Here is a 22,921-nt window from a genome sequence, read left to right as displayed (position 1 = left end):
TCGTTCACCACTTCTTCTTGCCAAGCAGGCGCTGTCCGATGAGCACGGCGATCTGCTGGTCGGCATCGAAGGCCATCGCGGCCGCCTGCGCCACGGTGTCCACCAGGTCGGGGCCGGTCTCTGCCCGCAGCACTCTGAGGCCGATTGTTCTCAGTGACGCCTCGGTCGCCTGCCCCATTGGCACCTGCCATGGATTGAACTCGGCCCACTCGCCGCGCATCGTCACCAGGACAAGCAAGGGAAAGCGCGCCTGCACCGGCAGCGACAGCATGTTGATGCAATTGCCGACGCCGGAGGATTGCATCAGCACGACGCTGCGCTTGCCGCCGAGCCAGGAGCCGGCGGCGATGGCTATGCCCTCCTCCTCCGTCGTCAGCACGTTGGTGACGACCTCGGGATCGGCGCTGAAGCGGCGGATCAATGTGGTATGGCCGGCATCCGGCACATAGGACATCTGGTTTATGCCGGCGGCCTTGAGCGTGTCATAGACCTGATCCGGCCACTGCGTTTCAGATGCCGCCGGAAGAGCCGCAGAGGCAACCGCCTCCGGGTGTTTCGCTTGTAGGCTGCTCGCCGTCACCTTGGACCCCCGAGGTTGGATTTGACACAAGACTACTTCAGCTCTCCGATCCAATCTTCGTCTATTTCTTGTGATCAGATATAATGATATTCGATAGCTTATGGAGCTATCGCAGCTGCGCACCCTGATCCATGTCGCCGAGCTCGGCAGCCTCAGCAAGGCCGCCGACCGGCTGCACATCGCGCAGCCGGCGCTGAGCCGCCAGGTACGCATGCTGGAGGAGGAGCTGGGCTTTGCCCTGTTCCTGCGTCATGGGCGCGGCATGGTCCTGTCCGAACAGGGCAAGGAGGTGCTGGCTCACGCCGTGCGCGTCCTCGCCGAGATCGACGAGATCCGCGCGACCGCCACGCCCGCCGATGCGCCGCTCACGGGCGAGGTTGCCATCGGTTTGCCGCCCACGGTGGCCGACATCATCTCGCTGCCGCTGGCGGCGGCTTTCGGCAAAGCCCATCCCAAGGCGAAGCTCAGGCTTGTCAGCGCCTATACCGGCTATTTGCTCGATTGGCTGCATCGGGGCGAAATAGACGTCGCGGTGCTCTACGATCCGCGCATGGCGAGATCGCTTCGCACGCGCCCGCTGCTGCTGGAAAACCTCTTTCTGATCGGCCCGCCCGCCGCCGGCTTCTCGACCGTGCGCGCCATGCCGTTCACCTCGCTTGCCGGGAAAAGACTGTTGCTGCCGAGCGTGAAGCACGGGCTGCGCATCATCGTCGAACGCTGCGCCGTCGAGACCGGCATCACGCTCGATGTCGGCGTCGAGGCGGATACCTATTCGGTGCTGAAGGACCTGGTGCGCAACGGCCATGGCTGGACGATCCTGCCGCTCGCGCCCATCCATGCCGATGTCGCCGCCGGCCTGCTCACGGCCGCGCCGTTGATCGATCCCGTGCCCGTGCGCCGCCTCATTCTTGCCTATCCGGCCGACCGGCCGGCCTCGCGGCTGGCGCGCTTTGCCGGCCAGGCGATAGAGGATACAGCTCGGGATCTTGTCGAGCGGGCCGTGTGGGTCGGCCAGCTTCTCGGTTCGGCGCCGTAAGGGTTTTAATTTCGGCATAGCTGATCACACCTGCCTTGCGTTGCTGTCGAGATGTGCCGGCGTGATACTGGACGTCTGAGCGAGACGAAAGGCCCCGCAATTCATGGAACACTATCAGGACATTCGGGAAGCTGTCGCAAAGCTCAGCGCGCGCTTTCCCGGCGAGTATTGGCGCGCCCTCGACAGGGATATGGCCTACCCCCGCGAATTCGTCGAAGCGCTGACGGAAGCGGGCTGGCTCTCGATCCTGATCCCCGAGGAGTATGGCGGCTCCGGCCTGCCGCTTTCGGCCGCCGCTGCCGTGCTGGAGGAGGTCCAGCGCGCCGGCTGCAACGGCGGCGCCTGCCATGCGCAGATGTACACGATGGGCACGCTGCTTCGCCACGGCTCGGCAGCGCAGAAGCAGCGCTATTTGCCGAAGATCGCCACCGGGGAACTGCGCCTGCAGGCATTCGGCGTCACGGAACCGACCAGTGGCACCGACACCGGCGCGCTGAAGACCACCGCCCGGCTCGACGGCGACCATTTCGTGGTCAAGGGCCAGAAGATCTGGACCAGCCGAGCCGAACATTCCGATCTGATGCTGCTTCTGGCACGCACCGCGCCGCTGACCGATGGTATGAAGAAGACCGACGGGCTTTCAGTCTTGATCGTCGACATGGGCCAGGCGCTTGGCAACGGCCTAACCATCCGGCCGATCCGCACGATGATGAACCATGCCACCACCGAGGTCTTCTTCGACGACTTGCGCGTGCCGGCCGAAAACCTGATCGGCGAAGAGGGCAAGGGATTCCGTTACATCCTGTCCGGCATGAATGCCGAGCGAATCCTGATCGCTTCCGAATGCGTCGGCGATGCCAAATGGTTCATCGACAAGGCAAGCGCCTATGCCAAGGAACGGCATGTGTTCGGCCGCGCGATCGGCCAGAACCAGGGCATCCAGTTTCCCATCGCCAGAGCCTACGCCAACATGCGCGCGGCAGAACTTATGGTGCGCGAGGCGCTGGCCCTTTACGAGGCCGGCAAGAACCCCGGCGCCGAGGCGAATATGGCCAAGATGCTGGCGGCGGATGCCTCCAACGAGGCCGCCAATGTCTGCATCCAGACGCATGGCGGCTTCGGTTTCGCCGAGGAATACGACGTCGAGCGCAAGTTCCGCGAGACGCGTCTCTATCAGGTGGCGCCGATCTCCACCAACCTCATCCTGTCGTTCCTGTCCGAGCACGTCCTCGGGCTGCCGCGTTCTTACTAGGAGTGATCGCTGTGAACGTCCTCATCGTCTATGCACATCCGGAACCGAAGTCCTTCAGCGGCGCCATGAAGGATCTCGCCTTCGAGACCCTGACGCGGGCCGGCCACAGTGTGGTGCTCAGCGACCTTTATGCGATGGACTTCAGACCGGTTGCCGGGCCAGGCGACGTGACCGGCGAGCGCAACGATCCGGATTTCTTCAGCCTGCAGCGCGAGCAGACCGCCGCCTATGAGACGGGTCGGCTGGCGGGTGACATCAATGTCGAGGTCGAAAAGCTGAAACGGGCGGACTTCGTGATCTTTCAGTTTCCCGTCTGGTGGTTCGGGATGCCAGCGATGCTCAAGGGCTGGGCCGACCGGGTCTTCGCGCGTGGCTTTGCCTATTTGCCGGGCCGCAAATACGACACCGGCATGTTCAAGGGGAAGCTCGCCATGTTGGCCGCCACTACGGGCACCTCGGCCGACACCTATGCGCCCGACGGTATCGACGGCGACATCCTCACGGTGTTGTGGCCGATCCACAACGGCCTGCTTCGCTATGCCGGCTTCGATGTGCTGCCGCCTTTCGTCGCCTACATGCCTGGCCGCGTCGGCGACGACGGCCGCAAGGCCTATCTGGAGGCCTATCGCAAAAGGCTCGAGGACATCGGCGAAACGCCGCGCCTGTTCTTCCACCCGGCTGAAGATTACGGCAAGAACGAGCGGCTCAAGCCCGGGGTGCTCGCCCGCTCTGGAGTGCAGCGCAATGTCTGACGCCGCCCGCCCGCTCGAGGGCCTGTTCGTCGTTTCGATCGAGCAGGCGGTCGCCGCTCCCTTGTGCACGGTCCGCCTCGCCGATGCGGGTGCCCGCGTCGTGAAGATCGAACGCCCCGAAGGCGAGACCGCGCGCCACTACGATTCCACCGTCGAAGGTATGTCGGCCTATTTTGTCTGGCTGAACCGCGGCAAGCAGAGCGTGGCGCTCGACCTCAAGGCTGGGGAAGACCTCGCTTTGTTGCACCGGATGGTCGCCCGGGCGGATGTCCTCGTGCAGAACCTCGCACCGGGCGCGATCGACAGGCTCGGTCTATCCTGCGATGTGATTGCACGGAAGTTTCCCCGGCTGATCGCCGTCAACATCGTCGGCTACGGGCAGGACACACCCTACGCGTCGATGCGCGCCTACGACATGCTGGTGCAGGCGGAAAGCGGCATCTGCGCGGTGACCGGCACTGCCGAGACGCCTTGCAAGGTCGGCGTGTCGGCCGCCGACATCGCGACAGGAATGAACGCGCATGCGGCGATACTTGAGGCGCTGCTGGCGCGCGGCAAGACAGGCCGCGGCCGCATCGTCGAGATCGCCATGTTTGATGGCATGGCCGACTGGATGGCGGTGCCGCTGCTGCATAACGAATATGCCGGACGCGAGACCAGCCGCTACGGGCTGGCGCATGCCTCGATCTATCCCTACCGACCCTATGCCTGCCGCAATGGCGCCGTGGTGGTCTCTATCCAGCAGAACAGCGAATGGAAGCGCTTCTGCGAGGTGGTGCTGCGGAGGCAGGATCTATTTGCCGACGAACGCTTCGCCACCAATGCCTGGCGGGTGGCCAATCGTACCGCGCTGGATGCCGAGATCGAACCGCTTTTCGCGGCGATCGACCGTGAGGAAGCCATTCGACGCCTTGACGAGGCCCGGATCGCCTGGGGCCGGGTCAGCGAGATGCGCGACCTTTCGCGCCACAGGGCTTTGCGCCGGATGGAGGTCGAGTTGCCGGACGGCAAACGGATCACCGTCCCGATGCCCGCAGGCCGCCCCGAAGGCCTCGGCAAAACCCCCACGGTCCCTGCTCTTAGCGCCGACACCGACCGTATCCGGTCCGAATTCGCAGCCTGAGGAGTCAGTCATATGAGCCTGGATTCGAGCTGGGCGCTGCAGAAATGGGTCGGGCGCACCCGCGAGGTCGAGGACATCGTGACCCCTCGCCTTGTCGCCAGCTTCGAAGCAACGCTTGGCCCTCACGCGGCGCGCCGCGACGAGGCCCCGCCCGGCCTGCACTGGTGCCTGACGCCCGACATTGCCGACGCAAGTGAACTGGGCCCGGACGGACATGCCGCCAAGGGCGGGTTCCTGCCGCCGGTGCCGCTTCCGCGCCGCATGTGGGCGGGCAGCGACATCCGTCTTCTGGCGCCGATCCGCAGCGGCGACACGATCCGCCGCCGCTCGACGCTAGGCGTCGTCGAGGAAAAACAAGGGCGCACCGGCCGGCTTACCTTCGTTACTGTCCATCACGAAATCTCCAATGCCGCCGGCCCTGTCGTCGAGGAAGACCAGATCATTGTCTATCGCCCTGCGGAAGTTGGCATGGCGCCCCCGACGCTGCCGGATCCAAGGTCGCCCGCATCGCATGAACGGATCGTCAACGTCGATCCGGTTCTGCTTTTTCGGTACTCCGCGCTGACATTCAACGGGCATCGCATCCACTACGACGCGCCCTACGCCACAAATGTCGAGCATTACCCAGGACTTGTCATCCACGGGCCGCTTCAGGCGACGTTGCTCATGAACTTCGCCGCGGTCATTGCCGGGCAAGCGCCACGCCGTTTCTCCTTTCGCGGCATGCGTCCCGCGATCGGCCCGCAGACCTTGCTTCTGAGCGGAACGGCTCATGGAAAGGACGAGATGGAAATGGAGGTGCGGGCATCCGATGGACATGTGACGGTCAAGGCCACGGCCCAATGGTGAGCTTGATGACGCCTGTCATGCCGCTGTTCGTGCCGGCTCACGGCCGGAAAAGGTTCGCAAAGACCGATGACGAGATGGTCGACCGTCCGGAGCGACCTGCAGCAGCGGAGGCTCAACTCGTCGGATCGCAGGTATTCGCGAATCGGGTTCCGCGACAATCCCGTGCGCCGTGCAATCTCCCGGATCGAAAATCCGTCCCGATGATGCCAGCGTCGGATAACGCTCGGTAACGCCATGTCTATCACTCCACCCCATGTTCCAGCATGGCCGCAATGGGGCGAAACTGGCGGCTTTGTGAGCGTTTGCCTTGGAAGCCGACGTTCGCATTCGATACGCCGATTAGAAATCGGCTCCGGCTATCGGCCGATCACCGTCAACCCGAATAGGATGATCAGCCAAAGCCCGGCGGCCGCGACAGCAAGCCGAGGCAACGTCCCGGTCAGATGCATGAACAGCAGGGCAATCAGGGCCGCTTTCGCTGCAGCGATCGTCAGGTTGAGCGCGACGTTGAAGCCGCCGAGATTAATTAAGGACGAGGCGACCGTCAGCGCCAGAAGCGCGAGCAGCCCGAGATAGCCAAAGGTGAGTTTGCGAAGTTCGCTCATCGGTTGATCAGGTAAAGAACAGGGAACATGAACACCCAGATGATGTCGACGAAGTGCCAGTAGAGGCCGACGGCTACGACCCGGCGCTGGCGGTTGGCAGGGCTGGACGTCGGCCAGAGCGCGACCATACCGGCGATGACGACGATGCCGCCGATCAGGTGCAGGGCATGCAGCGAGGTCATTGCGAAATAGAGGCCGAAGAAGAATTCGGCGTGGACCGGATCCGGCCCGGCATAGCGGAACGGCAGGCCAAGGAGCGGCGCCAGTCCTTCGTGAATCTCCTTGCCATATTCGATCCCTTTCACGATCAGGAAGCACGCGCCTAGCGTCACCGTCGCGACCAGCGCCCAGATTGTTGCGCGCCAGCGTCTCTGAAGCGCAAGCATATGGGCCAGCGCCATTGTAAAGCTGCTGGTGATCAGAATGGCCGTGTTGAAGGTGCCGAGCGGCAGCGAAAGGTGTTTCGAGGCAGCCGCGAAGGCAGGGCCGAAATCGATATGGGCGACGAGGAAGACGAGGAAGATCGCGCCGAACAGCATCGCCTCGGAGCCGATGAACACCCACATGGCAAAAGTGTCGGCGCGCCGTTCACGTTGAGGGGTATCAAAAGCGATGCTTTCGGTGCCGGTCATTGCGCCGACTCCCGGTGCGGGCTGAAGCGCTCATGCTCGAGCCCCTTCATGTCATAGGCGTAGGCCGGCTTGGTCACGACCGGCATGGTTTCGAAATTATGCGGCGGCGGCGGCGAGCTCGTCTGCCACTCGAGCCCAGTGGCGCTCCACGGGTTGTCGGGCGCGCGGGCGCCGCGAAACAGCGACCAGCCGAGATAGAACAACGGCATCAAATAGCCGATCGCCAGCACCACGGCGCCAGCCGAGGACAACACGTTCCAGAACTGGAACTCCGGCGGATAGGTATGGTAGCGCCGCGGCATGCCGTCGAATCCCAGCACGTATTGCGGGAAGAAGGTCAGATTGAAGCCGATGAAGGTGACGGTCGCCGCGATGCGTCCCGCCGTTTCCGAATACATGCGGCCGGTGAGCTTGGGCCACCAGAAATGCAGGCCGGCCATGTATGCCGTCACCATGCCGCCGACCATGATGTAGTGGAAATGCGCGATGACAAAATAGGTGTCGTGGACATGGACATCGACCGCCAGCGCCGCAAGGAAGAGCCCGGCCAATCCACCGAAGGTGAACAGCCCCAGGAAAAACAACGCATAGAGCATCGGCGTCTCGAAGCTGATCTCGCCCTTGCGCAGCGTCAGGCTCCAGTTGAAGACTTTGATCGCCGACGGGATCGCGACGCAGAAGGACAGGAACGAGAACACCACGCCGGCATAGGCCGACTGCCCGCTGACGAACATGTGGTGTCCCCACACCAGGAAGCCGAAGACCGCGATCGCCATCGACGAGATCGCCACCGCCTTGTAACCGAACAGCGGCCGGCGGCTGAAACAGGGCAGAACTTCCGACACCACGCCCATGCCGGGCAGGATCATGATGTAGACGGCTGGATGCGAGTAGAACCAGAAGAGATGCTGGAAGAGCAGCGGATCACCGCCGAGATCGGGATTGAAGATGCCGATGCCGAAGACGCGCTCCAGCACGATCAGGATCAGCGAGGCGGCCAGCACCGGGGTTGCCAGCACCATGACCAGGCTGGTGGCGTAGAGCGTCCAGACGAAGATCGGCAGGCGAAACCAGGTGAGCCCCGGCGCGCGCAGCGTGTGCACGCTGACGATGAAGTTGATGCCCGTCATGATCGTCGAGAAGCCGACGATGAAGACGCCGAAGGCCGCGGTCGAGACCCAGCCATTGGCATAGAGCGTCGACAGCGGCGTGTAGAAGGTCCAGCCGGTGTCGACGCCGCCGGCCACCACCGCAAACAGCGCGAACAAGCTGCCGAAGATGAAGACATACCAGCTGGCGAGGTTCAGCCGCGGGAACGCGAGGTCGCGCGCGCCGATCATCAGCGGCAAAAGGAAATTGCCCAGTGTCGCCGGGATCGACGGCACCAGGAAGAACCAGACCATGATGATGCCGTGCAGCGAGAACAGCCGGTTGTAAACATCGTCGGAGACGAGGTCGCCCGCCGGTGTCGCCAGCTCGACGCGCATCAGCACCGCCATGGCGCCGCCGAGGAAGAAGAAGGCAGTCAGCGAGATCAGGTAGAGCCATGCAACGCGCTTGTGGTCGGTGGTCAGCAGCCAAGCGCGAGGCCCGCTCCCCTCCCCCAAATACGTGCCCTGCATCGCCGCGTTGGTCATGGCTTGGCTCCAGCCGTTGGTTGACGCGAAAGCGACTTCAGATAAGCGAGCAGCATCTGAAGTTCGCCTTCGTCGATCAAGCCGTCGAAGCTCGGCATGACCGGTTCATAGCCCGCCGCGATTTCCTTCTTCGGATTGAGGATGGAGTCGCGCAGATAACGCTCGTCGGCGATCACCGTCTGCTGGTTGTCGAGCGCCACCGGCCGGCCGAAGATGCCGTCAAGCGACGGCGCCCGCACCTTGCTGCTCGCGCCATGGCAGCCCGAGCAGCCCAGCGCGCGAAACAGTTTCTCGCCGCTCGCGGCAAGCGTCTCGCCTTCGCCCTGGCTGTTCAGCCAGGCGGCATATTGCTCGGGCGCCATCACGGTCACCCAGCCGCCCATTTCGGAATGCTGCGTGCCGCAATATTGGGCGCAGAACAGGTGGTAGCGGCCTGGCTCGGTGGCGATGAACCAGATATGCGTCGTGCGGCCCGGCACCGCATCCTGCTTGATACGGAACGCCGGCACGTAGAAGGAGTGGATGACGTCCTGTGAGGCGAGCGACACCACGACAGGTTTGCCGACGGGAACATGCAATTCGTTGATCTCGCGCTGGCCGCCCGGCTGCCTGAACTCCCACATCCATTGCTTGCCGAGTCCGGTGATCTCGAGCGCGTCCGCCGGCGGATGGTCGCGGCGAACGAATAGCGTCGCGCCCCAGCCGAAGAAGATGAAAGCGACGATCAGACTGGCGACGGTCCAGCTCATTTCCAGCGGCAGGCTGCGGGAACGCTTGCCTGTTCGATGCGCCTTTGAGCCGACGCGGTATTTCACCGCGTAGCCGACGACCAGTCCGGTCAGCGCCAGTCCGAGAACGACGGAAAAAGCAAGCAAAGTGTAAAACAGCGCATCGACCTGGCCGGCTTCCGAGGAAGCCTCCTGGGGGAAGAAGGGAATGCCGAAGCTCACCTTTCCCTCCCCCAGCTCTGCCAGAGAACGGTTGCGCCGAGGCCAAGCAGCGTTGCCAGGCTCGCGACTTTCAGCGCCGCCCAGATCGTTGGCGTGTATTGGCCTTTCGAACTGTCGAAGCCGGCGCAGAGCAGGAAGATGTGATCGGCGCTCGATCCGAGCCTGTTCTCCGACGCTTCGACCAGCGCGAGCTTGAGATCGCGCGGCGTGAAGGTCAGCGCCGGCAGCACCTGTGAAATTCGGCCCGACGGCGTAAGTGCTATGACCGCGATCGGATGGACGAACTGATCGATGCCCTTGCGCCGGTCGAAAGTGATGCCGGCTTCGTTCGCGAGCACTGCGCCTGCGCCGTCGCTGCCGGTCAGGAAACGCCAGGCGGGCAGGCCTGCCGGACCGGCGGCGGAAGCGATGTCATCTTGCGCCGTGGCCGCGTCGGCCGGGGTCTCCTCGGGATCGATCGAGATGAACAGCGCGCGGTAGTCTGCCGGCCGAAGCGATGTCTTGTTCAAGTCGGAGGCAACGGCCTGCTGGGTGACGCCGCACAGGTTCGGGCATTTGTCGTAGCCGAAGATGACAAGCGCCGGACGGCCGCCCAGCGTTTCGCCCAGCGTCAGCTTCCGGCCGCTGGCGTCGATCAGTTCGCGGTCCAGCGTCAGCTGTGCGCCGAGCTTTGGATCGAATGTCGGTCGCTCGGCGGCAGGGGCCGCGCCGGCAACGAATAGACAAAGGGCGGCTAACAAGCTTCTCATCGCCCTGCCCCGCTTTGCCGTCGGCAATTCTGGGCCTGCGGAGCGCGGGGAACGGCCGCTGTGACCAGGGCGCAGTCATCGGCTCCAGTCGTCGCGGATCGCTGCTGCGACCAATCCGGCAAACCGTTGCTGACAATTGCCCACATGGCGTCGTCGATCGGAATACGGGCGATGCCGGCATTGCGGTCGACCCAGCCAAGCATTTTGAGCTGGCGATCCTCCTCGGCGCGAAGACTTGCCAGGTCCTGCCTTGGCGCGGTCTGCAGATCGGGGCTTTCCGGACTGGTTTCCGTCGGAACCGGCAGCCATGTCGGCGTGGTGTTGAAGGCGAGCTTCATGCCGATCGCGGCCAAGGCGATGAACAGCAGCAGCCCGCCACCGAAAGCGAGCAGTACCCGCGGCTGGACATCGCGCGTCTCGGGATGGCGGTGCGCCTTAGCCATGGGCGACCTCCCGCCTCCACCAGACGATCCTGTCTGGCCGGCGGAGCAGGAAGAGGAACAGCGCAAGCCACAGCCCACCCAGTCCCATCCAGGCGACCGCATCATGCCAGAGCGCTAGCAGACCGCCGGAAAAGAGCGGTGGCCGTATACGCCAGAACACATCTGCGAAATGGCCTGCAAGAGCTGCCACCGTCAGCCAGACCAGGCCGTCATGGCTGCGCTTGAGCCGTCGGCCGAGCGAGCCTGTGAACGCAGCCGCCTGCAAGGCAATCAGCAGCCACAGCAGATACCGCCAGCCCCCCGTCGCGCGAATGATGTACCACCCGATCTCATCGGGCAGGTCGCCGCCCCAGACGACAACCCACTGCATGAAGACGAGGTAGATCCAGGTCAGCAGGAAGCCCACCTGCATGTTGGCAAGGTCCTCGCTAAGCGCGACATCTTCCTCACCACCGGGTATGACCTCCACTGCCCGTCTTGCGGCCAGCACAAGGATCGCCAGGGCGAAAGCTCCGACGACTTCGGCGGAGGCCTCACAAAGCGCATAGATGGTCGAGGTGAATTCCGGCTCGATCGAAAGCATCCAGTCGATGGCAAAGACGCTGACGGCAAGCGCGTGGAGGATCAGGCCAAGAGCATATTTCCTCCCGTTGCCAGCTTTCTCGGAATCCTCTGAAGTCGAGCCGAGCATCACCCATGTGAGAACGAGCCAGATCGCCGCGCAGACAGCGAAGCGCAGCAGGAAGAACGGCACGTTGAGATAAGCAAGCTTCTCTCGAACCTTCTCAGAAAGCATCGCGGAATCCGCGCCGGCCCATGGGAAGATAAGGTCGAGTCTCATCAGCACCGGCAGGAGCAAGATGAGCGCAAATGGCAGCATCGCGATCATGACCCGCAAAGGCTGGCGGACCGCCTCGCCCCAGCGTCCGCCGGTCAGCCCGTGCACCATCAATATGGTCAGCGCGCCGAGCGGCAGGCTGATCGCGAAGATAGCTGCCGCGACCCAGGCGCCCAGCATCGCTTTGGCATCGAGCGATGCGCCAAGAACGCAAAGAACAAGTCCCGCGATGCCGACCGCCAAAAAACGCTGCTCAACGCGGCTCACGGCGAAGCCTCCGCTTCAAGCCGCGCGCGCAGGCTTTGCGGAAGTTCGGCGACTGGGGCGGCTCGCGAATATTGCAGCGCGCGGATATAGGCGACGATCGCCCAGCGGTCCTGTGGCGGCACCCGCGCCGCATAGGAATACATGGCGCCATAGCCGTTGGTGATGACGTCGTAGAAGTGCCGGTCCGAGGCTTTGCGCAGCGCATCCTGATGGTAGCTCGGCGGCGCCGGAAAGCCGCGCTGGACGATCATGCCGTGGCCGTCGCCGGCGCGGCCATGGCAAGGCGAGCAGAAAATATCGAAACGCTGCTGGCCGCGCTGCAGCAGATCGATCGTGATCGGATAGGGGATTTTATCCGGGACCGGGGAAAGATCGCTGTTGCGGGTGACAGTACCAGTCACCGGCGTGCGTGCCGACATGCCGTCGGCGAATTGGTTGCTCGCCTCCAACGGATCGTAGCGCGGCTGGTCCTCCATGTCCTGCCGGCAGCCGGCGACCGCTAGCGCACCGAGCAGAAGCGTTAGGCCGAGACGGCTCACGCTTCGACCTCCTCGACCGTCTCGGCGCCGAGCCGCGTCAGTTGGCCCCTGGTCACGCCCTTGCGATATTTCGGATCGGCCGCTTCGATCAGAAGATAGAACTTGCCGCCGCGCGCGTAGCTGAAGCTCTTGGCGTTGAAAACCGGATGATGGTAGCGGGGCAGCCCATTGGCCGCCAGCACACCCAGAAAGCCGGCAAAGGCGGCGCCGAGGATGCCGGCCTCGAAGGCGATGACCACGAAAGGCGGCCAGGAATGCAGCGGCCGGCCGCCGACATTGATGGGATAATCGACCTCGACGGAGTACCAGATCAGCGCATAGACAAGAGCGGCACCGGCGATCCCGCCGGCGAGCACGGCCCAAGGCAGGCGCGTGGCGCGGATTTCCAGTATCTCATCCAGTTCCTTCAGCGGAAACGGCGAGAACGCATCCATGCGCCGGTAGCCGCGCCCGCGCATGCCGCGGGCTGCCTCGACAAGCGCTTCGGGATCGGCAAACACCGCCACGAGACCGTAGAGGCTCATCTGAGCTTGCCCTCCTCCTCGGCCAGTTCCTCGACCTCGAAGATGGTGATCGCCGGCAGGATGCGGATGAACAGGAAGACCAGCGCGAAGAAAGTGCCGATCGAGCCGAACAGGATACCGAAATCGAGCCAGGTCAGCGACTGCTCGCCCCATGCTGACGGCAGGTAGTCGCGGCTCGGCCCCGTCACGACGATGATGTAGCGTTCGATCCACATGCCGACATTGATGGCGACGGCGATCGCAAACAGCAGCGGCATGTTGCGCCGGATGCGTCTGAACCAAAGCAGTTGCAGCACACCGCAATTCAGGCCGAGCATCGTCCAGAACAGCGGCGCATAGGGACCTAGCGCGCGCTGCGCCATCATGGCGCGTTCGTAGGGCTCGCCCGAATACCACGCGAAGAATGCTTCGGAGACATAGCCATAGGCGACGACCATGCCGGCGGCGATCATCAGCTTGGCGGCATTGTCCATATGCCTGACCGTGATCAGGTCCTCGACGGAAAAGGCCCAGCGCAGCGGAATGGCAATGGTGAGCACCATGGCGAAGCCGGAGAGCAGCGCGCCGGCGACGAAATAGGGCGGGAAGATCGTCGAGTGGTAGCCTGGCGTGATGGCGAAGGTGAAGTCGAGCGAGACGATCGAGTGGACCGAAACGACCAGCGGCGTGGCCAGGGCGGCTAGCAGGAAATAGGCGACCTGATAGCGCGACCAATGATAGGCCGAGCCGCGCCAGCCAAGCGCCAATATGCCGTAGAAGAGCTGCGCCGGCCTCGACCTTGCCCGGTCGCGCAGCACCGCCAGATCCGGCAGCAGACCCATATACCAGAAGAGCAGCGAGACGGTCGCATAGGTCGCGATCGCCGCGAAATCCCAGACGAGCGGGCTGCGCCATTGCGGCCAGTGCATATGCACATTGGGCAGCGGCAGCAGCCAGTAGAAGAACCACGGCCGGCCGAGATGCAGGATCGGAAACAATCCCGCCATGGCGACGGCGAACAGCGTCATGGCTTCGGCGAAGCGGTTGATCGAGGCGCGCCATGGCTGGCGTAACAGCAGGAGCACAGCCGAGATCAACGTACCGGCATGGCCGATGCCGATCCACCAGACGAAGTTGGAGATCATCGTGCCCCAGGCCACCGGAATGTCGATACCATAGGCGCCGACACCGACGGCGATCAGGTAAGTGATCGAGTAGAGCAGCAGCAGGACGAGCAGGAAGCAAAGGAAGAACGCCGTCCAGAAATGACGCGGCAGGCGGCCGTTGAGCACGATCGAGCCGATGCGCCCACTGATCTCGGGAAAGTCGTGACGGCCGCGCAGGACAGCCGAGCTGTTCGCGCCGGCTTCAGCCATCGGTCGCCTCGCTTGGTCTGGCAAGCCTGCCGTTCGGATTGGAGATTTTGCCGAGATAGGAGGTGCGCGGCCGTGTGTTCAGCTCCTCCAGCAGCGCGTAGTTCTGCGGCGCGCTTTTCTCCCGAACGACCTTTGCCTCTTTCCTGTTGCGATCACCGAACGTGATGGCCTGGGTTGGGCAGGCCTGTTGGCAGGCGGTGACCACTTCGCCATCGGCGATGTCGCGATTTTCGATCTGCGCCTGGATGCGCTTGGCGCTGATGCGCTGGACGCAGTAGGTGCATTTCTCCATCACGCCGCGCGAGCGCACGCTGACGTTCGGATTGTGCACGCCCTGCTCCGGCCCAGCTTCGTCCTTGTCGAACGACTGGTGGTCGAGGAAGTTGAAGCGCCGCACCTTGTAGGGGCAGTTCTGCGAGCAATAGCGCGTGCCGATGCAGCGGTTGTAGACCTGCGCGTTCAACCCGTCATGCGTATGCACGGTGGCGTTGACCGGGCACACCACTTCGCAAGGCGCCTTCTCGCAATGCATGCAAGGCACCGGCTGGAAAAAGGTCTCAGGCGCATCGACCGGCCCGGCATAGTAGCGGTCGATCCGCAGCCAGTGCATCTCGTGGCCGCGCTCGCATTCCTCCGGCCCGACCGGCGCAATGTTGTTCTCGGCCTGGCAGGCCGAAACGCAGGCCATGCAGCCGATGCAGGCGGATAGGTCGATCGCCATCGCCCAGGCTTCCTGGTCGTAGCACCATTCGGGATAAAGCGATTCCGTTGGGGTCGGCGGCGCATCCTTGCGCACGAAATCTGGATTCTGCCGGAATGCGTCGAGCGCGGCATGGCGCACGATAGCGCGGCCTTCCATCGCCTGGTGAAGCTGTGTGGTGATGACGCGCATGCTGTTCTTGCGGCGCGCGACGGCCGCACCGCTCGCGATCCACTCCGAACCACGGCGCAAATGGAAGGCGTCGTAGCCTTCCGACAGCGCGGCAACGGAACCGACCTTTCGCCCGAAGCCAAAGGAAAGCGTTATCGTTTCGTCCGGATGGCCGGGCGCGATCCAGGCCGGCGCATCGACGTCCGCGCCATTTGAGGCGACATTGATGACATCGCCGTTTTCGATCTTCAGTCGCTCGGCAGTGGCGGGCGATATGAGCGCAGCATTGCCCCACACGATCTTGGTCAGCGGTCGCGGCAGCTCCTGCAGCCATGAAGCGTTGGCGAAACGCCCATCACGCAGCCAGGGATCAGCGACGAAGCGGATATCGATGCCGCTCCCTGCGTCTGCCGCCGGCTTCAGCCCGGCCAGGTCCGGCGGCACTGTGACGGACACCGGCCTGGCGGCACTGTTCGCTATGACGCCGTCGCCCAGAGCCTTTCTCCACGCGTCATCATCGAGCTCTGCCCAATGCTGCCGGACAAGCGACAGCGGATCGGTCTCGAACTGGCCGCCAAGCAAAGCAAGCAGTTCATGTACGGTCTTGCCATCGTAAAGCGGCCTGATCAGCGGCTGCACCAGCGAGGCCGTGCCGTCATAGGCTCGGATGTCGCTCCAGCTCTCGAGTTCATGCGCCGCCGGCACGTGCCAATGCGCCAGGAATGCCGTCTCGCCGCGGTAGAGCCCGTGATGGACAATCAGCTTCAGGCCGGAGAACGCCTTGAGCATATCGAGGCCCGCCGGCGCGGTGTGCAACGGGTTTGCGCCCAGCACGACGACCGTGGCTATCGCCCCGTGGCCGATCGCTTCGCACATCGCCTCCAGATCACCATCGACCTGCAGCGCATCCGGCGCCTCGATAAGCTCCACCGTATTGCCGAGCGCACCAAGGCTAGCATTGGCGGCAAACGCGGCAGCGTGAACGAACGCGCTCTGATGCGCACCCGGCACGACCAGCGCGCTGCGGCCGGCGGCCTTCAGATCACCGACCAGCGCAGTCATCCAGGTCTGGTCGATTGGCGGTGCAGAAGCACCGGCCTGGTTTTCCAACATTGCATGAAGGCCGGCGGCCACAGCTTCGATCTCGCTCGGCCTGACCGCAAGGCGATGGTCGGCCGCCGCGCCGGTGATCGTCGGCGTCGATTCCACCGCATAGAGCCGGCTCATCCGGTCGTTCGGGCTGCGCACACGTCGGCGCGCGGCGAAGTCGCGCGCATAGGCCAGCCGCCCAGGGCCTTCGCCGAGAAAATCGCCATCCAGGCTGACGATCGTTCCGGCACGATCGAAGCGGTAGACCGGTGTCAGCGCCGATCCGAACAGGGCATGCGCCGCCTCCCCCGCCGCCGGAGTTGCAAGCGGGTCGTGGCGGTAGATTTTTAGTTTTGGATGGCGCGCCCGCAGCGCATCGATCTGCGCCGCAAGAGTCGGCGAGGTAGTCGCTTCAACCAGCAGCGCTCCGCCCTGCCCTTGCGATGCCGCCCATCGCGAGACGAGCGCCGCCATGTCCCTGAGGAAATCGCCATAGGATGCCGGCTGTCCATCCTTGAGCGGGGTGCGCGAGCGATCAGGGTCGAACAGCGTCAGCACTGCCGCTTGCATCACAGCGTCGGTTGCGCCGCGCGACGCCGGATGGTCGGGATTGCCCTCCACCTTGGTCGGCCGCCCTTCATGGCTTTCGACGATCGCGCCGATGCCGAAGCCGTCACTGGACAGTGCGGTCGCGTAATGGGCGGGTTTGCCGGGGGTCAGCATTTCCGGCTGGCGCACATAGGGCACAATGCTTTCCGCCCTGCTGCAGGCGGCCAGCCCGGCAAGCGACAGCGAAGCGCCCATCAGCTTCAGCAGCGTGCGCCGGTTTGGCCTTGCCGGCAGACGTTCGGCAATCGCCGGAAATTCGGCTTCGACGAAGCGCCGGAATTCCACGGTGCCGGCAATCTCGTCGAGGCTGCGCCACATGTCGCGGCCGCTCGTCAGCCGCTTACGAAGAGCCGCAATGTCGATGGCGGGACCATGCCTGTCGTCAGCGATGGCAGACATAGCAATCCGTCATCGTCTCGGGATGGATGTCGAGCATGCCGATCAGCTGTCGCCTGATCTCGGCGATGTCCTCAGGTGGCTGCCAGTGCGTCAGGAACACGTCCCGCGGCGGACGCAGATTGGGACCGGGATTGCGATGACAGCCGAGGCACCATTCCATGCTCAGCGTATGCGCCCGCATCGTCAGCGGCATCCGGTCGACCTCGCCATGGCAGGTTTCGCAAGCGACGCCCTTGTTGATGTGGATGGCGTGATTGAAGAAAGCGAAATCGGGCACGCTGTTGACGCGCTGCCATTCGATCGGCTTGCCGCTGGCAAGGCTTGTGCGTACCGGCGCCAACATCGCCGCGTTGGTGAAAAGCTGCGAATGACAGGTCATGCAGACCTCGGTCGCCGGCAGACCCGCTGACGACGAGGTTTCGACGCCGTTATGGCAATAGCGGCAGTCGATGCCGAGTTGGCCGACATGGTGCTTGTGACTGAACGGCACCGGCTGCGCCAATGGCTCACCTACTCCCGTTACCAGGTCCGAACGGGGAAGAATTGTCCCGATCGCGGCGGCGATCAGCAGAACGGCACAGCTTCCCCAGATGACAAAGCGCGCAACGCCATTGGCGTTTTTCGAGAAGATCTGCGGCATCCCCTCGCCGATTCTGCTGAAGGCAAACTCAGAGTTGACGACACCTAACGGTGCTTTCGCCACGAAGGTTCCGAAGCCGCGAAAGGATCACAGAATGGTGACCGGCAGCGACGGCGTGTCCCGAATTTAATCCGCAACCACAGCCGGCTGCATGCGTTCGCCAGATATCACGATCTGTTTCACGCTGGAAAATGCCATGACCGACGCCGCCGCAAACAACCCCCATCGTCCTCTGCGCCATCGCGGTGTCGCCTACTGGTGGAGAGCGCTGGTTGGCATCCTATTGGCCGTTCTCGGCCTGCTGATCGGTTGCGGTGGCGCCTGGCTCATCGCGCTCGGCGGCTCCTGGTATTATCTGCCCGCCGGCATCGCATTGCTGCTCGCGGGCATTCTGCTGCTCGCAGGAAATATGGCCGGTGTCTGGCTTTACGTCCTGACATGGCTCGCAACGCTTGCCTGGGCCTATTGGGAGGTCGGTCTCGACAGCTGGGCGCTGATGCCGCGCGTCTTGGCTCCCACGATCATCCTCATCTTCGTCCTACTTGCCGTTCCGGCCTTCCGCGACATCGGCAGCCGAGCCCGCAGGAACGCCGCCTATGTGACAAGCCTGCTGCTGCCGGTCATTGCGCTGGGCGCGTTCGGCTTCCTGCACATCGATGCCTTGGCGCAGTCACCGGCGCAACCGCCGGCGCCTGCCGTGCAGCCCGCGCCGAACGGAGCGCCAGCCTCGCAGGACACCGCGACCCACCAGGCCGGCAATGACTGGCCGGTCTATGGCGGATCGGAATTGGGGACACGCTACTCTCCGCTCAACCAGATCACCGCAGCCAACGTTTCCAAGCTTACCCGCGCCTGGTCCTTCCACACCGGCGACATGCCGAACGAAGCGACCAAGGACCTCTACTCGCCCGAAAACACGCCGCTCGAGATCGGCGGCCATCTCTATGCCTGCTCGGCCAAGGACATCGTCATTTCCGCCGATGCCCGCAGCGGCAAGGAAGAATGGCGTTACGACCCGAAGGTCCCCGACGACGCCATACCCTATGGCGCGAGCTGTCGCGGTGTTGCCTATTTCGCCGTGCCGGGCGCCAAGGCGGATCAAGCCTGCGCGACAAGGATTCTCATCGGAACACTGGACGCGCGCCTGATCGCCATCGATGCCAAGACCGGCAAACCCTGTACGGACTTCGGCCAGCAGGGCGTCGTCGACCTCACGCAAGGCATCGGCGAGACGGTACCCGGTTGGTATTCTGTCACCGCGCCGCCGACGATCGTGCGCGGGATTGCCGTGGTCGGCGCGCAGGTCAAGGACGGTCAGGCAGAGAACGCGCCTTCGGGCGTCGTCCGCGGCTATGACGCCACCACCGGCAAGCTCGCCTGGGCATGGGACATGGGACATCCCGACCGCACCGGCGCGCCGCCTGCCGGCGACACCTACACGCGTGGCACCCCAAACATGTGGACCGTCGCCGCAGCCGATTCGCAGCTCGGTTATGTCTACCTGCCGCTCGGCAACGCCGCCGTCGATTATTACGGTGTCGACCGCAAGGATTTCGAAAACGAGTTCAACTCATCGATCGTCGCCGTCGATGTCACCACGGGCAAGCCGGTCTGGCATTTCCAGACGGTGCATCACGACCTTTGGGACTACGACCTCGGCTCACAGCCGACGCTCGTCGATTTCCCGACGGTGACCGGCAAGATCGCCGCCATCATCGTGCCCAGCAAGCAGGGCCAGATATACGTGCTCGACCGTAAGACCGGCAAGCCGCTCTTCCCGGTCGAGGAGCGCAATGTGCCTTCCGGCGGCGTCGAACCGGACAAGCTCTCCAAGACGCAGCCCTATTCAGGCTACGCGCATCTCGACCAACCGGTGCTGACCGAGAAAGACATGTGGGGCATGAGCCCGCTGGACCAGCTTTACTGCCGCATCCAGTTCCATCGCGCCTCCTATCAGGGCGAGTACACCCCGCCGACGGTCGACCGGCCCTTCATCGAATATCCCGGCTACAATGGCGGCTCTGACTGGGGCAGCGTCGCTGTCGATACCGACAGCGGCGTGTTGATCGCCAATTACAACGACATGCCTAATTTCAATCAGCTCATTCCGCGCGAGAAGGCGGACCAGATGGGCTTCAGGCCGATCGACAAGGGCGGCAGTTCGAAGAAAGCCAAGGACATCGGCGACCCTCAGGCCGGATCGCCATACGCCATCGCCGTCAATGCCGGTTGGCGCCTGCCCACAGGGCTGCTGTGCTCGAAGCCGCCTTACGGCCACATCCGCGCCATCGACCTCAAGACCGGCAAGACGCTGTGGGACGAGCCGTTCGGCAGCGCCGACAATAACGGACCATTCGGCATTCCCTCCATGCTGCCGCTTACCATCGGAACCCCGAACAACGGCGGCCCCCTGGTGACGGCCGGCGGCCTGATCTTCATTGCCGCGACTACCGACGACAAGTTGCGCGCGATCGACATCAAGACCGGCAGACAGGTCTGGCAAGCCGATCTTCCCGCAGGTGGCCAGACGACGCCGATGACCTATGAGGTCGATGGCAGGCAATACATCGTCATCGCGCCCGGCGGCCATCATTTCATGGAGACCAAGGTCGGCGATGAAGTCATCGCCTACGCGTTACCGGCGGGTTGAAGGGTCAGGCAACCGGCCTTTAGCTTTCCGTGTCTCAGCTTTCCAAGTCAGTGCGCCGCCGCCGCTCCGTCAGCTGTGTCGGCCGACCCCTCCGCTCCGCCAGCCGTCGGCTTCGGCGCCTGGCAAGGAAATACATCCAGATTAGAAGGAGGATCAGAGGTATGCCCGCAATGGGCAGCATCCACATGCCGATGTGAAACATGGGCCTCTCCTGTCAAGGAGATATCTATGCGTGTTCGCCGTGGGGCCTGCTCAGGTAAGCAACTGCTCAATTCTGATCGGCAGATCGCGGATGCGCTTGCCGGTGGCGTGGTAGACCGCACTGGCGACGGCGGCGGCCGTGCCGACATTGCCGAGTTCGCCGAGGCCTTTGACGCCGGCCGGGTTGACCGCATGGTCGACCTCCGGAACCAGGATCACCTGCAGGTCCTTGATGTCGGCGTTGACGGGCACAAGATAGTCCTGCAGGTCGCGATTCACATAGCGGGCGTAGCGCCGGTCGACTTCGGTCGCTTCGTGCAGCGCCTGGCCGATGCCCCAGATCATGCCGCCCATCAACTGGCTTCGCGCCGTGCGCGTGTTCATGATGCGACCGGCCGCGAATGCGCCGACAATGCGCGGCACGCGGATTTCCCTGGTGTAGCGGTTGATGCGAACTTCGACGAACTCGGCGCCGAAGGCATATTTCACCGAATCCTTGTCCTGCTCGCCACCGTGGAATTCCGGCATCCCGGCATAGAGCTTCTTCAGTGCCTCCGGCGTCGCGCCCTTGGGCGCGAACTCGGCATATTCCTCGATCGCGCCAACCTGCATGGCCTTAAAGACGTCCTCGACCTTCGCGAAGGCACCGCTCTTGGCCACGATCTTTCCGTCAGTAAGCTCAAATTCCTCGTTATGCGATCCGGCCAGCGGGGCGCCTTCCGCGGTCGCCGCTTCGTAAAGCTTGGTGCGGATAGCATCGCAGGCCTTCAGCACCGCCGAACAGACGCTTGCCGTGGAAATCGAGCCGCCTGAGACAGGCGCGGGAGGCAGGCTGCTATCGCCCATTTCGACGCTGATCTGTGCGATGCTGACGCCGAGCCGCTCGGAAGCCATCTGAGCGGCCACGGTGCGCACGCCGGTGCCGATCTCGTGCGAACCGCATTGCAGCCGCACATCGCCGTCGACGGTAAGGCGCACCCGCGCCGCGCATGGCGCGACGGCCGTTGGGTAAATCGCCGTTGCGCAACCCATGCCGACCAACCAGTCGCCTTCGCGCATCGCGCCGATCTTCGGATTGCGCTTGGCCCATCCGAAGGCCTCCGCTGCCTGGTCGTAGCATTGGATCAGCGAGCGGCTGGAGAACGGCTTCTTGCCGATCGGCTCCACCTTGGGCTCGTTGATGCGGCGGAACTCGACTGGATCCATGCCAAGCGCCACGGCCATCTCGTCCATGGCGTTTTCCAGCGCGTAGACATAGGGCGTCTCGGGCGGCGAACGCATGTACCCCGGCGTGTTGCGGTCCGTCTGCACCAGCGACACGTGAGTTAGAACGGAGCCATAATCATACATGCGACCGGTCGCCGATGTGCCGCCGACGACATAGGGATCCGGACGCGACGTCACTTCCCAGCCCTCATGCGCGAAGGCGGTGATGCGGCCGTCCTTGCCGGCGCCGATCCGAATGCGATGTCTGGTTTCAGCCCGATAGGTCTGGGTGCCGAAGGCCTGCATGCGGCTGGTCACGCAGCGCACCGGACGGCCAAGGCGCTTTGCGGCCACCGCGACGATTGCCGTGCGCGGCGTCATCGGCCCCTTCGACCCGAAAGCGCCGCCGATGAATGGGCTGACGATGCGAACCTTCGCGGGGTCCATCTTCAACTGCCGGGCAAGCTCCACCTTCCAGCCGGTCACGTTCTGCGATGGCTCGTGCACGACAAGCTGGTCGCCTTGCCACAACGCTGTGGTCGAGAACAGCTCGATCGGGTTGTGATGCTGAGTGGGTGTCGAATAGCGCTGATCGATCTTGACCGCGGCGTGGGCATAGGCGGCGTCGAAATCGCCGGCCTTCACGTCTTCCTTGAACAGAGGACTCTTGCCGGCGGCGGGAATAGTCGTCGTACCCGGGGAGTCGAAGGTCGCGGTCGGCTTCTCGTCTTCATACTCGGCGCGGATCAGTTGCGCCGCCTCTTCGGCCGCCTCGAATGTCTCGGCAACGGCGAGCGCGATAATTTGCCCATCATGGAAAATGGTCCGGTCATGCAAAGGTCCCACAGACGTCGCGCCGGAATTGCCGAATTTGGGCCTCTCGACCTTGTCCATATCGCCGTAGGTCACGATATCGAGCAGCCCCGGCACGGCGCGGGCATCGTCGAGATGAAGCTTCGTCACCTTCCCCTTCGCGATGCTGCTTGTGGCCAACGCGCCATAGGCAATGTTGGCGGTCGGCAGATCGGCCGGGTAATGGGCCTGGCCAGTGACTTTCAGCCGTCCATCGACACGCGGCAGCGGTTCGCCCTGATTGTCCTTGGGTCTTGGAGCGGTAGCGTCCAT

General features: G+C 63.8%; 20 protein-coding genes. 6 read left to right on the top strand and 14 right to left on the bottom strand.

Features of this window, described 5'->3' with window-relative positions; genetic code table 11:
- Positions 1-4: 4 nt before the first annotated feature.
- Positions 5-580: a thiamine pyrophosphate-binding protein gene (locus tag FJ957_RS03195; RefSeq protein ID WP_140828437.1), complete on the bottom strand. Its 576-nt coding sequence runs from the start codon at positions 578-580 to the stop codon at positions 5-7.
- A 100-nt stretch (positions 581-680) separates the two neighbouring features.
- On the opposite strand from FJ957_RS03195, the gene FJ957_RS03190 reads away from it, so the two are divergent.
- The 5 genes from FJ957_RS03190 to FJ957_RS03170 all read left to right on the top strand — a co-directional run bounded on the left by FJ957_RS03190 (position 681) and on the right by FJ957_RS03170 (position 5,592).
- The gene (locus FJ957_RS03190) at positions 681-1,616 is read left to right on the top strand and encodes a LysR substrate-binding domain-containing protein (RefSeq protein ID WP_140828435.1); all 936 of its coding nucleotides are present in this window, start codon (positions 681-683) and stop codon (positions 1,614-1,616) included.
- A gap of 103 nt (positions 1,617-1,719) precedes the next feature.
- Positions 1,720-2,868, top strand: a complete 1,149-nt coding sequence (locus FJ957_RS03185) for an acyl-CoA dehydrogenase family protein (RefSeq protein ID WP_140828433.1) — start codon at positions 1,720-1,722, stop codon at positions 2,866-2,868.
- A gap of 11 nt (positions 2,869-2,879) precedes the next feature.
- A complete protein-coding gene (locus FJ957_RS03180; protein ID WP_140828431.1) occupies positions 2,880-3,620 on the top strand; it encodes an NAD(P)H-dependent oxidoreductase in 741 nt (246 codons plus the stop codon).
- Positions 3,613-4,743 (top strand): CaiB/BaiF CoA-transferase family protein, encoded by a 1,131-nt coding sequence (locus FJ957_RS03175; protein WP_140828429.1) that lies wholly within the window; start codon positions 3,613-3,615, stop codon positions 4,741-4,743. Before FJ957_RS03180 ends, FJ957_RS03175 begins: the two co-directional genes overlap by 8 nt.
- A gap of 12 nt (positions 4,744-4,755) precedes the next feature.
- The gene (locus FJ957_RS03170) at positions 4,756-5,592 is read left to right on the top strand and encodes a MaoC family dehydratase N-terminal domain-containing protein (protein WP_140828427.1); all 837 of its coding nucleotides are present in this window, start codon (positions 4,756-4,758) and stop codon (positions 5,590-5,592) included.
- A gap of 356 nt (positions 5,593-5,948) precedes the next feature.
- On the opposite strand, the gene FJ957_RS03160 is transcribed toward FJ957_RS03170, so the two are convergent.
- The 12 genes from FJ957_RS03160 to FJ957_RS03105 are packed head-to-tail and all read right to left on the bottom strand — an operon-like array spanning position 5,949 to position 17,739.
- A complete protein-coding gene (locus FJ957_RS03160; RefSeq protein ID WP_140828423.1) occupies positions 5,949-6,197 on the bottom strand; it encodes a cytochrome C oxidase subunit IV family protein in 249 nt (82 codons plus the stop codon).
- The gene (locus FJ957_RS03155) at positions 6,194-6,829 is read right to left on the bottom strand and encodes a cytochrome c oxidase subunit 3 (protein WP_140828421.1); all 636 of its coding nucleotides are present in this window, start codon (positions 6,827-6,829) and stop codon (positions 6,194-6,196) included. Before FJ957_RS03155 ends, FJ957_RS03160 begins: the two co-directional genes overlap by 4 nt.
- Positions 6,826-8,466 (bottom strand): cytochrome c oxidase subunit I, encoded by a 1,641-nt coding sequence (gene ctaD, locus FJ957_RS03150; protein ID WP_140828420.1) that lies wholly within the window; start codon positions 8,464-8,466, stop codon positions 6,826-6,828. The genes FJ957_RS03155 and ctaD overlap by 4 nt, the downstream gene beginning before the upstream one ends.
- Complete coding sequence (gene coxB, locus FJ957_RS03145; RefSeq protein ID WP_140828418.1) at positions 8,463-9,416, bottom strand: cytochrome c oxidase subunit II; 954 nt, start codon at positions 9,414-9,416, stop codon at positions 8,463-8,465. Before coxB ends, ctaD begins: the two co-directional genes overlap by 4 nt.
- Positions 9,413-10,165 (bottom strand): SCO family protein, encoded by a 753-nt coding sequence (locus FJ957_RS03140; RefSeq protein WP_140828416.1) that lies wholly within the window; start codon positions 10,163-10,165, stop codon positions 9,413-9,415. The genes coxB and FJ957_RS03140 overlap by 4 nt, the downstream gene beginning before the upstream one ends.
- Positions 10,162-10,608, bottom strand: a complete 447-nt coding sequence (locus tag FJ957_RS03135; RefSeq protein WP_140652667.1) for a hypothetical protein — start codon at positions 10,606-10,608, stop codon at positions 10,162-10,164. The genes FJ957_RS03140 and FJ957_RS03135 overlap by 4 nt, the downstream gene beginning before the upstream one ends.
- The gene (locus tag FJ957_RS03130) at positions 10,601-11,713 is read right to left on the bottom strand and encodes a hypothetical protein (RefSeq protein ID WP_140828414.1); all 1,113 of its coding nucleotides are present in this window, start codon (positions 11,711-11,713) and stop codon (positions 10,601-10,603) included. Before FJ957_RS03130 ends, FJ957_RS03135 begins: the two co-directional genes overlap by 8 nt.
- Positions 11,710-12,252, bottom strand: coding sequence for a cytochrome c (locus FJ957_RS03125; protein WP_140828413.1), 543 nt, complete (start codon positions 12,250-12,252; stop codon positions 11,710-11,712). The genes FJ957_RS03130 and FJ957_RS03125 overlap by 4 nt, the downstream gene beginning before the upstream one ends.
- Positions 12,249-12,776, bottom strand: a complete 528-nt coding sequence (locus FJ957_RS03120; RefSeq protein WP_140828411.1) for a DUF3341 domain-containing protein — start codon at positions 12,774-12,776, stop codon at positions 12,249-12,251. Before FJ957_RS03120 ends, FJ957_RS03125 begins: the two co-directional genes overlap by 4 nt.
- Positions 12,773-14,131, bottom strand: a complete 1,359-nt coding sequence (gene nrfD / locus FJ957_RS03115) for an NrfD/PsrC family molybdoenzyme membrane anchor subunit (protein WP_140828409.1) — start codon at positions 14,129-14,131, stop codon at positions 12,773-12,775. The genes FJ957_RS03120 and nrfD overlap by 4 nt, the downstream gene beginning before the upstream one ends.
- Complete coding sequence (locus FJ957_RS03110; protein ID WP_140828407.1) at positions 14,124-17,099, bottom strand: TAT-variant-translocated molybdopterin oxidoreductase; 2,976 nt, start codon at positions 17,097-17,099, stop codon at positions 14,124-14,126. The genes nrfD and FJ957_RS03110 overlap by 8 nt, the downstream gene beginning before the upstream one ends.
- Entirely contained in the window at positions 17,083-17,739 is a 657-nt protein-coding gene (locus tag FJ957_RS03105; RefSeq protein ID WP_246685757.1) for a cytochrome c3 family protein, read from the bottom strand. The genes FJ957_RS03110 and FJ957_RS03105 overlap by 17 nt, the downstream gene beginning before the upstream one ends.
- Before the next feature lie 196 nt (positions 17,740-17,935).
- Between FJ957_RS03105 and FJ957_RS03100 the strand changes: the two genes are divergently transcribed.
- Complete coding sequence (locus FJ957_RS03100) at positions 17,936-20,389, top strand: membrane-bound PQQ-dependent dehydrogenase, glucose/quinate/shikimate family (protein WP_140828403.1); 2,454 nt, start codon at positions 17,936-17,938, stop codon at positions 20,387-20,389.
- 252 nt (positions 20,390-20,641) lie between these two features.
- Here the strand turns inward: FJ957_RS03100 and FJ957_RS03095 are convergent, their stop codons facing one another.
- The gene (locus FJ957_RS03095; protein WP_140828401.1) at positions 20,642-22,921 is read right to left on the bottom strand and encodes a xanthine dehydrogenase family protein molybdopterin-binding subunit; all 2,280 of its coding nucleotides are present in this window, start codon (positions 22,919-22,921) and stop codon (positions 20,642-20,644) included.

The organism is Mesorhizobium sp. B2-4-6 (genome assembly GCF_006442775.1).
Lineage (GTDB): Bacteria > Pseudomonadota > Alphaproteobacteria > Rhizobiales > Rhizobiaceae > Mesorhizobium.
This window is presented reverse-complemented; position numbering and strand designations above follow the sequence as displayed.

Excerpts from the sequence above, each read along its gene's own strand:
- FJ957_RS03135 (WP_140652667.1), bottom strand. The coding sequence starts at position 10,608 with ATGGCTAAGGCGCACCGCCATCCCGAGACGCGCGATGTCCAGCCGCGG.
- FJ957_RS03190 (WP_140828435.1), top strand. The coding sequence starts at position 681 with ATGGAGCTATCGCAGCTGCGCACCCTGATCCATGTCGCCGAGCTCGGC.
- FJ957_RS03160 (WP_140828423.1), bottom strand. The coding sequence starts at position 6,197 with ATGAGCGAACTTCGCAAACTCACCTTTGGCTATCTCGGGCTGCTCGCG.
- ctaD (WP_140828420.1), bottom strand. The coding sequence starts at position 8,466 with ATGACCAACGCGGCGATGCAGGGCACGTATTTGGGGGAGGGGAGCGGG.
- FJ957_RS03105 (WP_246685757.1), bottom strand. The coding sequence starts at position 17,739 with ATGCCGCAGATCTTCTCGAAAAACGCCAATGGCGTTGCGCGCTTTGTC.
- FJ957_RS03155 (WP_140828421.1), bottom strand. The coding sequence starts at position 6,829 with ATGACCGGCACCGAAAGCATCGCTTTTGATACCCCTCAACGTGAACGG.
- FJ957_RS03185 (WP_140828433.1), top strand. The coding sequence starts at position 1,720 with ATGGAACACTATCAGGACATTCGGGAAGCTGTCGCAAAGCTCAGCGCG.
- FJ957_RS03095 (WP_140828401.1), bottom strand. The coding sequence starts at position 22,921 with ATGGACGCTACCGCTCCAAGACCCAAGGACAATCAGGGCGAACCGCTG.
- FJ957_RS03175 (WP_140828429.1), top strand. The coding sequence starts at position 3,613 with ATGTCTGACGCCGCCCGCCCGCTCGAGGGCCTGTTCGTCGTTTCGATC.
- FJ957_RS03100 (WP_140828403.1), top strand. The coding sequence starts at position 17,936 with ATGACCGACGCCGCCGCAAACAACCCCCATCGTCCTCTGCGCCATCGC.
- FJ957_RS03170 (WP_140828427.1), top strand. The coding sequence starts at position 4,756 with ATGAGCCTGGATTCGAGCTGGGCGCTGCAGAAATGGGTCGGGCGCACC.
- nrfD (WP_140828409.1), bottom strand. The coding sequence starts at position 14,131 with ATGGCTGAAGCCGGCGCGAACAGCTCGGCTGTCCTGCGCGGCCGTCAC.
- FJ957_RS03120 (WP_140828411.1), bottom strand. The coding sequence starts at position 12,776 with ATGAGCCTCTACGGTCTCGTGGCGGTGTTTGCCGATCCCGAAGCGCTT.
- FJ957_RS03110 (WP_140828407.1), bottom strand. The coding sequence starts at position 17,099 with ATGTCTGCCATCGCTGACGACAGGCATGGTCCCGCCATCGACATTGCG.
- FJ957_RS03140 (WP_140828416.1), bottom strand. The coding sequence starts at position 10,165 with ATGAGAAGCTTGTTAGCCGCCCTTTGTCTATTCGTTGCCGGCGCGGCC.